This window comes from Thermodesulfobacteriota bacterium, assembly GCA_035325995.1.
Lineage (GTDB): Bacteria > Desulfobacterota_D > UBA1144 > Nemesobacterales > UBA2774 > JADLGH01.
Genome location: DAOKYU010000026.1, coordinates 1 through 11431, shown reverse-complemented (window position 1 = coordinate 11431; position 11431 = coordinate 1). Strand labels below are relative to the sequence as shown.

13 protein-coding genes are annotated in these 11431 nt (G+C 57.3%); 8 read left to right on the top strand and 5 right to left on the bottom strand.

The window, feature by feature from the left end; all coding sequences use genetic code 11:
• Window positions 1-142: 142 nt before the first annotated feature.
• The 3 genes from PKC29_15205 to PKC29_15195 form a co-directional block, all read right to left on the bottom strand.
• Window positions 143-613, bottom strand: a complete 471-nt coding sequence (locus PKC29_15205) for a hypothetical protein (GenBank protein HML96766.1) — start codon at window positions 611-613, stop codon at window positions 143-145.
• An 11-nt stretch (window positions 614-624) separates the two neighbouring features.
• Complete coding sequence (locus PKC29_15200; protein HML96765.1) at window positions 625-1047, bottom strand: hypothetical protein; 423 nt, start codon at window positions 1045-1047, stop codon at window positions 625-627.
• 867 nt (window positions 1048-1914) lie between these two features.
• Window positions 1915-2133 carry a hypothetical protein gene (locus tag PKC29_15195; protein HML96764.1) on the bottom strand — a complete coding sequence of 73 codons (219 nt, stop codon included), beginning with the start codon at window positions 2131-2133 and terminating at the stop codon, window positions 1915-1917.
• Between the two features lie 301 nt (window positions 2134-2434).
• Here PKC29_15195 and PKC29_15190 point away from each other — a divergent pair, with 301 nt between their 5' ends.
• The gene (locus tag PKC29_15190) at window positions 2435-3052 is read left to right on the top strand and encodes a S24 family peptidase (GenBank protein ID HML96763.1); all 618 of its coding nucleotides are present in this window, start codon (window positions 2435-2437) and stop codon (window positions 3050-3052) included.
• A gap of 49 nt (window positions 3053-3101) precedes the next feature.
• Window positions 3102-3410 (top strand): hypothetical protein, encoded by a 309-nt coding sequence (locus tag PKC29_15185; protein ID HML96762.1) that lies wholly within the window; start codon window positions 3102-3104, stop codon window positions 3408-3410.
• Between the two features lie 408 nt (window positions 3411-3818).
• On the opposite strand, the gene PKC29_15180 is transcribed toward PKC29_15185, so the two are convergent.
• Window positions 3819-4139 carry a rhodanese-like domain-containing protein gene (locus tag PKC29_15180; protein HML96761.1) on the bottom strand — a complete coding sequence of 107 codons (321 nt, stop codon included), beginning with the start codon at window positions 4137-4139 and terminating at the stop codon, window positions 3819-3821.
• Between the two features lie 224 nt (window positions 4140-4363).
• On the opposite strand from PKC29_15180, the gene PKC29_15175 reads away from it, so the two are divergent.
• Window positions 4364-4984, top strand: coding sequence for a MarC family protein (locus PKC29_15175; protein HML96760.1), 621 nt, complete (start codon window positions 4364-4366; stop codon window positions 4982-4984).
• A gap of 266 nt (window positions 4985-5250) precedes the next feature.
• Here the strand turns inward: PKC29_15175 and PKC29_15170 are convergent, their stop codons facing one another.
• Window positions 5251-6630, bottom strand: a complete 1380-nt coding sequence (locus PKC29_15170; GenBank protein HML96759.1) for a serine hydrolase domain-containing protein — start codon at window positions 6628-6630, stop codon at window positions 5251-5253.
• A gap of 807 nt (window positions 6631-7437) precedes the next feature.
• On the opposite strand from PKC29_15170, the gene PKC29_15165 reads away from it, so the two are divergent.
• The 5 genes from PKC29_15165 to PKC29_15145 all read left to right on the top strand — a co-directional run bounded on the left by PKC29_15165 (window position 7438) and on the right by PKC29_15145 (window position 10632).
• The gene (locus tag PKC29_15165; protein HML96758.1) at window positions 7438-7929 is read left to right on the top strand and encodes a MarR family winged helix-turn-helix transcriptional regulator; all 492 of its coding nucleotides are present in this window, start codon (window positions 7438-7440) and stop codon (window positions 7927-7929) included.
• Window positions 7930-8008: 79 nt separating this feature from the next.
• On the top strand, window positions 8009-8341 hold the full coding sequence (locus PKC29_15160) for a hypothetical protein (protein HML96757.1): 333 nt from the start codon (window positions 8009-8011) through the stop codon (window positions 8339-8341).
• 16 nt (window positions 8342-8357) lie between these two features.
• Complete coding sequence (locus PKC29_15155; protein ID HML96756.1) at window positions 8358-9068, top strand: ion channel; 711 nt, start codon at window positions 8358-8360, stop codon at window positions 9066-9068.
• Window positions 9069-9228: 160 nt separating this feature from the next.
• Entirely contained in the window at window positions 9229-9576 is a 348-nt protein-coding gene (locus PKC29_15150) for a hypothetical protein (protein HML96755.1), read from the top strand.
• A gap of 300 nt (window positions 9577-9876) precedes the next feature.
• Entirely contained in the window at window positions 9877-10632 is a 756-nt protein-coding gene (locus tag PKC29_15145; GenBank protein ID HML96754.1) for an SDR family oxidoreductase, read from the top strand.
• Window positions 10633-11431: the final 799 nt, after the last annotated feature.

Here is an 11431-nt window from a genome sequence, read left to right as displayed (position 1 = left end):
ACGCCGTAAATCACACATGCGTGTGTGGTCAGGCAAAAGTAGAAAGCCCTTTCTCCATATCTACCAGCTACTACAGAACGTCCCCCGCAAGGCCGCCAATCGTGCAGCTTCCACCAGCTTTCACAGTACCGGCAACTTCGCCCTACTCCCCCCCGATCTTCATCCCCGCCTGCGAATACGTCCCGATCTCCTGTCCCGTCGCATTGTCATAAACGGTCACGGCGTCCGCATTCCTGTCCTCGGTGATGTAATACGACCATATCACGTTAAGAAGCGACGACTGCTCCGCCTTCGTCAGCCTGTAAAACGGCTCCATCACGTAGACGAACGGCTCCCCGGCCGGGTTCTCTATCCTCTCGGCTATGCCGCCCGAAACCATCTCGTCCATGATTGCCTTACGCTGCTCCTGGAGATGCTTCGTCCGCGCAATCTCGTCATCCAGCCCGGCGGCCTGCCCCCCGGAACCGTTGGCGCCGGACGCATCCTGCTCCGCCTGCTGCACCTCGCCCGTCAGCTCCGCATCCTCCGCCGCCTGGAAGTTAAACACGTAAGACGCCATCGCCGCGAGCCCGAGCACTATCAACACACCGTAAATCAATCCTTTCCGTCTCATCTATTCTCCCTTTAGAACAGCACCAGGTTGCACGCCACCGTCAAATCCCCCAATTCGTCCGACGTCTGCCTGAACGAGAGCGTCCCGATTGTCACGCCGGCCACTTCCCTCACGCCGCCCTCTATCCTGTCCAGGGTCGCCTGTTCCAGCGCCGGCGTCTCCAGCTCCACTTCCCTGCACTTCGTCTGCTCCCACTCGAAATCCCCGGCGTCCGACCTCACGCCGGTCCCGTCCGAAAAGAACGCGATCGTGAACACGACGACCCCGCCGTTCTCGCACTGCCACTCAGAATCCTGCGTCTCCATGGACGTGCCGTTCAGAAACTCGTTAAACCTTATGTCACACGTCTCGCCGCTGTTGCATCCCCCCGAACCCGACAGCGCCACGAGCGCGATAACGAAAAGTCCCGCCAGAGATATACGAAGTCCCCTCATGCTATCCTCCACAGTTTCCGGCGCCGCGCCGTCCGCACGGCCCCGGGTGATATTCAATTATATCCCAAGTTCCCCCGCCCCGCGAAATGCCGGGTATTGCTGCTACTACCTGCCGCACTTCCGGCGCTTCGAGCCTCCAAACCCGCTACGCCGAGAAACACACATACGTGAGTGCTATTCCCAACGATTCCGAGCACGCGAGGAATCTACCTTATTGTTGTCATTCCTGCGCAGGCAGGAACCCATTCAGTTTTCCGTCAGCAATCTATCAAGCGCTTTTGTCATCTCGAACAACGATTCCGAGCGAGCGAGGAATCTCCACACTCCTGTCATTCCCTAATGCTTGCTTGTCGGTCGAAGCCTTTTTATCGGTCGGAGCCTTGGCGTAGTTCGAGGCGTAGTCCGAGGCGTAGTCCGATATAGGGAATCTACTTCCGCAGACTACCCATCAAGCGCTTTTTTGTCATTTCGACCGCAGGGAGAAATCTGTCTTTTAATCTCTCCTCCCACTTCCATGGGGAGGACTAAGGTGGGGGTTACCTTTAATCCGTCCTTGCGAGGGAGCGCCCCACGCGACCGCGGCAATCCCATCCTTTTTACTCTGTCATTTGGACGATTGCACGAAAGGGTCTATAGTACTGCTCGAAAGTAACTCAAATCAAAATGGCAGGAACCCGTTCAGTTAATCCTTTGCCTTTGCAGCTGAATTCCTGGATTCTGAACCTTGTCCATGACGACATATTGAAATTGTAAGTCCCGCCTTCGGTAAAGCCATTCCCGGCTCGCCGTTCTCTCCTTATATATGCAAAAGACCCCGAGGGGGAATCCTTCTCTCCCTCCCCCCGGGAACCTCGCCACCCTCTTCACTCACGCCCCCGCGCCCCTGATCAAATCCCTGTTTATCAGCTCAGCCCTCGCCATATCCTCCAGCGCCAGCATCACATGATGAAACGCCTGGGAGCACGCGCCCTCCGCCCCGCCCCTCTCCGACTGAAGCTCCAGCAGCTCCTCCGTCGACAGCGAATCCATCCGCGAAAGCAAGCCCCTGAACATCTCGCTCAAAACCCTAAGCTTCACTTCACTCATCTTTTAACCTCCGCCCCTTCCGGGAATCATGTGATTTTATGTCCGGCAGAGCCCGCGCACCGTCCCGCCGACTTCTCCTTCCTATGCCCCGGACGCTGAATCAGCGCCCCGCCCGCCGGAAAACCGATAATCCAATTCTTATTGCAATTACACAATCCGTGTATTAATATTAGCAATAATCCACTATTTAACAAAATTAAAACACAATCTGTGTATTTTGGCAAGATACATTTATACTTTTCTTGATTTTTATGTTAAAAGATATTCATATGATTGGAATAAAGCACCCAAGGAGCCTCTAATGCGCAAAACGGTCTGCGAGATAATTGACACGATAAAATCCCTGAAAGGCTTCACTAAAGACTACGAAGTCGCGGACACGCTCGGCGTCGGCCGAGGGGCGCTCTCCAACGCCAAGCAGCGCGACAGGGTTTCGTTCCTCGACGAGCTCGTCGGCTTCTGCGACAAGGAAGGCTACACCCTCGACTTCATCCGCCGCGCCCCGTGGGCCTCGCTCACGCCCGAGGCCAGCGTCAAAGTCCCCGGCTTCTCCGTCATGGGCGGCGCCCCGGGCGACCTCTCCCCCCTCGAAGCCGACTCCGTCCTCCTCCCGAAAAAAGTCTGGAACGACTCCTGCGTCGTCATCCGCGTAAACGGCGACTCCATGGAAAAGCTCATCATGGACGGTGCGAAAGCCGTCGTCGACACGGCGGCGAAAGACATAGTCTCCGGCCACGTCTACGCATTCAACATCCCCCACGAGGGCAGCATCGTCCGCGAATGCTCCACGGAGCCCGGCGGCCTCACCCTCATTCCCTATAACAAGAACTACCCGCCCTCCTCCATAAAATGGACGGACCTCGACCCCGAAATGATCCTCGGCAAGGTCACGTGCACGCTCGTCAACGTCTTCAGATGACGGCGCGGAGAATTATCATGCGATTCAATATCTGATATATACTTTGTATATGACGCTCATGAAAACCGCCGCCGCAACGCTGGCTCTGCTTGTCGCCCTCGTCATCTCCACGGACGGCTCCTCCGCCGCGGGGCAAACATATAATATCGAGATGAAGCCCGGCCAGGTTTTCGAGGTCTGCAAGTCGGGGCTGGTCACATGCCCCGTGATCATATCCCTCTGCGACGATCCGGGCGTGGCCACGACGGTCGACACGCCGAGCGGCCTCGGCTTTAAAGCCGTCGCCCCCGGCACGACACTCTGCTCCGCCGGCTCCGGCGTCGGCCCCCGCCGCTTCTTCCGCATTACGGTGCGATGAACGTGTAAACGCCGGTAACGCTGTCATCTCGAACAACGATTTCGAACGCGCGAGGAATTACCTCACATCTGTCATCCTGAACTTGTTTCAGGATCTATCTGTTCTGTCATTCCCAACAATTCCTGACGAGTGAGGAATTGGACGCCGCTCTCGATGTTTGTCATTCCCGAATGCCTGTACCTGCCGCGGCGAAGCTTTTTTATCGGTCGACTTGTCCACCGTAGCTTCAGCGAAGGTGGAAGCCTTTTTATCGGTCGAAGCTTTAGCGAAGTCGGAAGCGAAGCCGGGTCGGGAATCCAGTCCTTTCTTTATCTCCCCCCAGGAAAAGGCCTGTCGCGGCGTAGGTGTGAGCCGAAGCCGGAGGGGTAAGGGGGGATTTAGCCTTTTCCTTTCACCCCCCTCCCGCGCTTACCTCTCAAGCGCCAGCCCCGCTTCAACCCAATCCTGCTTCCCGCCGGCGTACTCGTAAACGTTCGTGTATCCCAGGGCCTCCAGCTCTTCGGCTGCCTTGACGGAGTTCCGGCACACCTCGTTCGCGCAGTAAACGACTATCTTCGCGTCCTTGTCCGGCAAGACGTCTCCCGCCCTTTCCCTCACCTCCGGGTAATCGAGCTGCACAGCGCCCGGCAGGTGCCCATCCTTCCAGCTCCTCTCAGAAAGCGCCTCTACGATCGTAACCCCGCCGTTCTCCAGAATCCCCTTCAGCTCATCTCTCGAAATATTCTTCATGACTGCCTCCCGTATATTTTATTCGTTGCTTTTGCAACTATACCCCTTTACGATGGTTGCAATTGCAACGAAGATTCGGACAATTTTCACGTATGGGAAAATTCCTTTTAACGTCGGGGAAGCGTTCCCGGTCGGGCCCCGGGCCTGATGGCAAACCCGGGCGTTTGTGGCATAATCAATAAATGTGCGCGGCGCTTCGAATTGCGCCGCCCGGCGAGAGGCCCATGCCCCTTCAGGAAAGCGTCACATCCATACTCGAGCCCGCGCTTCTGTGCTTCATCCCCATCTTCGTCGCTATCGACCCCGTGGGCATAGTCCCGCTGTTCCTCTCGATAACGCGCGGCCACGAGCCCGGCGACCGCCGCAAAATCGTCCTCAACTCCGTCCTCACCGCTGCCGTCATCGGCGTCATATTCGTCCTCGCCGGCAAGGTCATATTCGACCTTCTGGGAATCACGATTCAGGACTTCGCCATCGCGGGCGGCGTTCTGCTCTTCATAATCTCCATAATCGACCTCCTCTCCGACGGCTCCTCCCGGGCTAACGCCGCCTCGGCTGATTCGCTAGGCGTCTTCCCTCTCGCTATCCCCCTCATCGTAGGCCCGGCGCTCCTCACGACCCTCATCATCCTCGTCGATCGCTACGGCTACGCCCCCGCCCTCCTCGCCTTCTTCATCAACCTCGCCGTCCTCTTCGTCGCCCTCTTCAAGGCCGACCTCATCCTCCACGTGCTCGGCGACAACGGCGCGCGCGCCTTCGCCAAGATCATGAGCATACTCCTCGCCGCAATCGGGATCATGATGGTAAGAAGGGGGATAATGGAGCTGATCGCCCTCGCCGGCTAAACACTGTACGCGTCATTGCGAGGGTGCGCTTTATGCACCCGCGGCAATCCGCCTTTACTTTGTCATTTCGACCGCAGGGAGAAATCTGTCTTTTAATCCCTCCTCCCCCTGGAAGGGGGAGGACCAAGGTGGGGGTTACCTTTAACCCGCATTGCGAGCGAAGCGAAGCAATCTCTCTTTTGAATCAAAGTAAACAATGGGAATTTAAAGCTTTATGTCGCGTGATGCATAACAGGGTGAGCAGTACCCTTGGCAGAAAAGAAAACCTAATCCCCTTCCCTCACAGCCTCCGCAATCGCCGCCGCAAGCCCCACGGGCGAGAACTGCAGCGGGCCGCTCGAGTCGAGCGTATTCGCCAAAACGAGCACCGTAACCCCGTCGTCGAGGTAGCGCACGATGGCGGAGCTATACCCCGGCACGCCGCCGTCCTTCGAGACGACCTTGCCGGCGGCAACCTCCGCACCCGGCAAAAGCTCCCCGCCCGCAAGCGGATCGACCGGCTTCGGACAATTCGCGTCGTCCAGCTCCGAGCACACGTCCCACCCGAGCCCGAACCTCTCGAACGTCCCGTCGCTGAGCTCCGTGTTCGTCCACATGAGCGCATAAGTCTCAGCCTCCAGCAGCTCGGGGCTGAGCCCGTGAAGCGCCCTTTCGAACTTCGCGAAGTCCCTCTGATTTGTAATCAGCCACCCAGCGCTGAACGACTGCTCCGGCAGCCTTAGGTCGTCCGTCGGTATCGCCGCGCACGCGACGTTCGTCGGCGCCGGCCCCGAACAATTATCCGGCGGATCGGCGAGCTCGACGCACGGCGCCGCGCCCTCGGTCCCCGGGTCCACGTGCCTGTACCCGAGCGCAAGCCCCGGAATCACCGGCGGCGGAACACTATTCGGCCGCGTGCTCGTCATCTCCAGCGGGTCGAGTATGAAATCTTTTATATATTCCTCGTAGCCGAGCCCGGCCGTCGCCTCGATCAGCTCGCCGAGGATTATAAAATTCGTATTCGTGTAGAAGTACTGGTCCCCGCCCGGGAACTGAAGCGGTATCTGCGCCGCGCCGTCCAGGTACTGCGGATACGGCACCCTGTTCGCGCCCTCGCAAACGGACCCCTCTCCGCACGGATTGAAAACGAACGGCGAACCCTGCGGGTGGTCCTCGCACGCCTCCCCGTCCTTTGCGCCGCCCCTGCAGAACGCGTACTCGGGGATACCGCTGCTCATCGACAGCAGGTCACGGACAGTCCTCTCCTTCCATTCCTCGTTCGGAAGGTCCGGCAGATACGCCCCTACCGCCTCGTCCAGGTCGACGAGCCCCGCGTCGTACTGCCTCAAAACGCCTATCGCCGTGAACACCTTCGTCACGGACCCGATCGCGAATACCGTCTCAGGCGTAACGTCAATCCCCGCCGTGATGTCCGCCTTCCCATACCCCTTCTGGTAAATCGCCTCCCCGTTTTTGACGACCGAAATCGAGACGCCCGGCACCTGCTTCTCCAGCATCTCGCACTCGACGATATCGTCGATCACGGATTCAATGTCCGGATTCAAACGGTCGTTGCCGCCGTCGCAGCTACTGATAAAAAGGGCGAGGAATACCAGCGGGATGAAGTAAGGCCAGCGGGGAGTGAGCGACCGAAAGGTCCTTCTCATAACCTAATTCTATATCCTCCCCCGCGTCCTTGTCAACGGGCGGACTGTACCCGCTGACACCCGAAGTAGCAGCGATACCGCCAGTATCGCCTGTCGCGCTTCCGATACTTAAAATCTCCGAACGTGCCTCGTCGAAAAACACACCACGTGTGTCATTTCGAGCAACGATTTCGAGCGTGCGAGGAATCGGACACCCTGAGCCGATTGCAAGAAAGCATATCTGGGACTGCTCGGAAGTACCTAAGATTAAAATCTTTCTTAGTCCGTCACTGCAAGGGTGCTAAGCACCCGCGGCAATCTTCTTTTGATCCGTCACGATTCCGAGCGTGCGAGGAATCCCCACCCTTCTGTCATTCCCAACGGTTCTGAGAGTGCGCAAGAACCGGTGCCGCAACCTTGAAGCAAAAACGCATATCCGGTACTGCTCGTAACTGCTATTTTTAGCATCGATGTCTTAATCGGGAATCCACTTTTACCAGCAATCCATCAAGAATTCCTTAACTATAATATTGCAAGCTGCATAAGCAGCGCAGCAATACCCCCCCGGCCGTGCGAACCGTGTCCGCTGACAATCGAAGTAGCAGCGCATTCTATTACCACCTTTCGCGCTTCAGTCGCTTCTAACCTCCGAACGCGCTACGTCTGAAGACGCGCATACGTGCGTGGTCAGGCAAAAGTAAAAGTAGTTGTAATTAAATCTTTTAAAGACTTAGATTCTGAATCGAGTTCAGGATCTCATCTTTTTCTTTTCATTCCCTCAACTCCCCATCGTTGCAAATGCAACCATAATGTATTATATTCACTAATATGACCGAATCCGGCAACAACCCCGCTGCATGGACCGGCGACGAAACGGCCGCATGGACCGGCCTCGTCCGGTCGAGCCAGAATCTCATACAGTCCGTCGAAGCAGCGCTCAAGAAAAGCGGCCTCCCGCCGCTCACCTGGTACGACGTCCTCTGGGAGCTCGAAAAGGCCCGCCCTACGGGCCTCCGGCTGAACGACCTCGGCTCGCGCGTCCTCCTCGACAAATACAACGTCACGCGCCTCGTGACGCGCCTCGAAAAGGAGGGCCTCGCCCGCCGTGAAATGTGCCCCGGCGACGCCCGCGGCGTAATCGCCCTCATCACGCCCAGGGGCGCCCGGCTCCGGAAACGCATGTGGCCCGTCTACAGCCGCACGGTGCGGGACGAATTCTTCTCCAGGCTGACCCCTCGCGAAACAGCCTCCCTCAAGAAGCTCCTCGCCCGCGTCTCAGACGAACCCTCCGCGCCGGGCCCTGTTTCAAAATCCGATTGAGTTAGGCCCTCGACGGCAGTATACTGAAATCCTGGCGCGGCCCTCGGCCGGCGCTTCGAATCGACAGGAGGAAAAAACTATGAAAAAACTGGCAGTTATCGCTGCAATCGTGTCCGCCTTCGCGGCACCGGCCCTCGCGCAGGATCAGGCGACCTACAAAATCATGGCCATCCAGGGCACCGCCATGCTCATCGGCCAAAAGACCTACCTTATGCTCGACAAATGCCCCGACTTCGAGCCCGGCGACGTCATAACCTTCTCCGAAGACCCGATCACCTGCCTGACTGTAACGGCCGTCAACATCGAGAATCTCAAGGAATGTCAGCTCAAGTGCGTCGACAACACCGGCAGGCCCGACCCGGTGGACAACCCGCCGCCGAGCCTGGACGAGCCTGAAGATAATGCCGACTGACGTCTGACGGAGCGCAATGCCCAACCCCGAGCAGGAAAAGGCCAATCTGTTTGCACGAATCATCGCGCGCGTAAGGGTGCGGAGGTTCTCCTATCTCGCCAAATCCCTGGTCCTCCTCATCATTGCCTACCCCTACCTCGAAGCCAACACGCTCGACCAGATCATACTCACTCTCCTGACCATCATGGTTATGATCGCGGCCATCATCGCCGTCAGCAAACGCCGCCGCGACTACATCATCATGGCCGTCCTGTCCCTGCCGTGGTTCGTCAGCCTGATCGTCAATCTCCCCCTGTTCGAGCTCGACGGCGGGGTGATCATCCGGAAGGAAATCGTCTTCGCCGTCCTCCTCTTCTTCTATACGACGATCAGCATATTCATTCACCTCATCAGGTCCCGCGAAGTCACGACCGAAATCCTCTTCGCCGCCGTCTGCGTGTACCTCCTGATAGGCCTCTCGTGGGCGGCGCTCTACGTCCTGATCGAGCTCGTCACGCCGGGCTCGTTCGTCGACACTTCCGGGCACCTCGCCATGACTCCGCCGCGCTACCTCTTCTTCAGCTTCGTCACGCTCACGACAGTCGGCTACGGAAACATCATCCCCGCTACCGACCAGGCCCGCTCGATAGCGGTGATAGAAGCCATCGTCGGCCAGCTCTACATCACTATCATGGTCGCCCGCCTCGTCGGCCTCCACATCTCCAAGCCCCGCGCCCCCGAAGCCTGATAGCATTGGCGAAGCCGGGCCGGGAATCCATTTCCGCAAGCAATCCATCAAGGGTTTTTCAGTCATTGCGAGGAAGCGCCTTCCGCGACCGCGGCAATCTTCTTTTATCCCCGTTGCCTTTCTCCCACACACATTTATATTTTTCTACCGGAGAACAGCCATGACAGACAAAACACAATCACTCGCAGCCGACGTCGATAAATATTACTATTACCTTAACCTCATCACCGAAAACGTCCGCAACGGCTACAACTTCATGGTCGTAAAATTCTGCGACCTCTCGCTTCCGCTCATCCCCTCGCTGATCGAAAAATCGAAGCTCGACTTCGGCGAATTCGACATCACGAACCTCCCCGCCATAGAGCTCGGTGCCAAGATCTGGAGCTTCCAGGGCCGCCGCGACAAAATCGACGAGCTCGCCGCCCTCGTCTCCAAATACCCCGAGCTCGCCCCGTGGCAAATCCACATCGACCTCGCGTACGAACGCCTCCCCGAACACGAAGCCTAGCGCCGCGTGTGCAGGATTACGAGATAGTGAGAGCGAGCATCAAAACGCCCTTCGCACTCGGACTGCTATAGAATTACGGCACTCACTACGCAATCGAAGTGGCAACGCCCGGCCATTACCACCCGACGCACTCCACGTGCCTCTGGCACCCGCCGCTCTACGCCGAAAAGACGCTACATCTCCCTCCACTGCTTGCAACTACACGCACTGCAAGGCGCCCATTCCCCTCTACTTTCACCTTTACATCCCTCCCTCTTTCATGTTTATTAATATCTACAATTCCAGTAACGGAGGCACGTTATGAGACTCGAAGGTAAAACTGCCCTCATCACGGGTGGCAACGAAGGCATAGGGAAGGCGACGGCCCTCCTCTTCGCGAAAGAAGGCGCACAGGTAGGCATCACGGGACGCCGCAAGAAAAAGCTCGACGAGGTCGTCAAGGAAAGCGGCGGCGCGATCACGGCCTTCCCCGGCGACGTCTCCGACGAAAGCGACGTTAAAGCCACGGTCAAGGACTTCATCAAAAAGTTCGGGAAAATCGACATTCTCTTCAACAATGCCGGCATTCTCGAAACCGGCACGGTCGTCTCGACGCCGGTCAAGTCCTGGGACAAAATGATGGACATCAACCTGCGCGGCATGTTCCTCATGACGAGATACGTCATCCCCCACATGGTCAAGAACGGCGGCGGCTCCATCATCAACAACGGCTCTGTCCTCAGCTACATCGGCGCGGCCAACACGATAGCCTACAACGTCACGAAAGGCGCAGTGCTCCAGTTCACCCGCAGCCTCGCCATGGACCACGCGAAAGAGAACATCCGCGTCAACACGATCTGCCCCGGCTTCATCAAAACCAAGATGAACGAAGACTTCCTCGGCAACCCGCCCGAGGCGCAGAAAAAGCTCGACGACATCGCCGCCCAGCTAATCCCCATGGGCTACCGCGGCGTCCCGGACGACATCGCCTACGCCGTGCTCTTCATGGCCAGCGACGAATCCAAATACATGACCGGCACCAGCCTCACAATCGACGGCGGCTGGACCACCTACTAAAAATCACGACACCTTATCCCCCTCCCCTTATCAATAGGGGAGGGAACGGGTGGGTACCTTACTTCCGCCATTTCCAACAATTCCGAGCGAGCGAGGAAGCACGCCACGCGTGCACGAAATCGAAGTAGCGGCGTATTGCCAATACCACCCGCCGCACTACCTGTGATTCCGGCAGCGACAGTGCTACGTCGAGAAAGACACTACGTGTCTGTCATTCCCGTAACCATTCCGAGCGTGCGAGGAAGTACCACATTTCAGTCATCCTGAACTTGATTCAGGATCTCGCCTTTGATTTTTTAATTTCTAGCAACGATTCCGAGCGTGCGAGGAATCTACCCTATTATTGTCATTCCTGCGGAGGCAGGAACCCATTCAGTTTTCCACCAGCAATCCATCAAGAATCCTTTGTCCTTTCAGTAAAGGGTTCGTTGAAACTCTAAACCTGCTCCTAATCAATACCCAGCCCACATCCTCCCAAATCATCATATTGCAAGCCGCCCGCGGCGCAGCAATACATTCCCGGGCTGGCGGGCCACGTGCGCAGGAATTCGAAGTAGCAAGGTCGTTGTAATTTTCTTCGGACGCGCTTTAAGTGACTTTAGCAACTTCGTTGCTATGCCGAGAAACACACATACGTGTGCTCGCGTGCCGGAATTCGACGTAGCCGACTTGGAAATTCATAGCAACGCCCGGTCGTCCGTTCCATTTAACCACCAGACTTGCCCCGCCGAAAACATCGAGTGCATGAGCGTTAAGAATCCGACCTACCTTACTCTTCCCTCCCCCTCCCAGGGGGAGG

Bases quoted from the DNA above. Each gene is read 5' to 3' on its own strand.
- PKC29_15205 (HML96766.1), bottom strand. From the start codon at position 613: ATGAGACGGAAAGGATTGATTTACGGTGTGTTGATAGTGCTCGGGCTC.
- PKC29_15200 (HML96765.1), bottom strand. From the start codon at position 1,047: ATGAGGGGACTTCGTATATCTCTGGCGGGACTTTTCGTTATCGCGCTC.
- PKC29_15195 (HML96764.1), bottom strand. From the start codon at position 2,133: ATGAGTGAAGTGAAGCTTAGGGTTTTGAGCGAGATGTTCAGGGGCTTG.
- PKC29_15190 (HML96763.1), top strand. From the start codon at position 2,435: ATGCGCAAAACGGTCTGCGAGATAATTGACACGATAAAATCCCTGAAA.
- PKC29_15185 (HML96762.1), top strand. From the start codon at position 3,102: ATGACGCTCATGAAAACCGCCGCCGCAACGCTGGCTCTGCTTGTCGCC.
- PKC29_15180 (HML96761.1), bottom strand. From the start codon at position 4,139: ATGAAGAATATTTCGAGAGATGAGCTGAAGGGGATTCTGGAGAACGGC.
- PKC29_15175 (HML96760.1), top strand. From the start codon at position 4,364: ATGCCCCTTCAGGAAAGCGTCACATCCATACTCGAGCCCGCGCTTCTG.
- PKC29_15170 (HML96759.1), bottom strand. From the start codon at position 6,630: ATGAGAAGGACCTTTCGGTCGCTCACTCCCCGCTGGCCTTACTTCATC.
- PKC29_15165 (HML96758.1), top strand. From the start codon at position 7,438: ATGACCGAATCCGGCAACAACCCCGCTGCATGGACCGGCGACGAAACG.
- PKC29_15160 (HML96757.1), top strand. From the start codon at position 8,009: ATGAAAAAACTGGCAGTTATCGCTGCAATCGTGTCCGCCTTCGCGGCA.
- PKC29_15155 (HML96756.1), top strand. From the start codon at position 8,358: ATGCCCAACCCCGAGCAGGAAAAGGCCAATCTGTTTGCACGAATCATC.
- PKC29_15150 (HML96755.1), top strand. From the start codon at position 9,229: ATGACAGACAAAACACAATCACTCGCAGCCGACGTCGATAAATATTAC.
- PKC29_15145 (HML96754.1), top strand. From the start codon at position 9,877: ATGAGACTCGAAGGTAAAACTGCCCTCATCACGGGTGGCAACGAAGGC.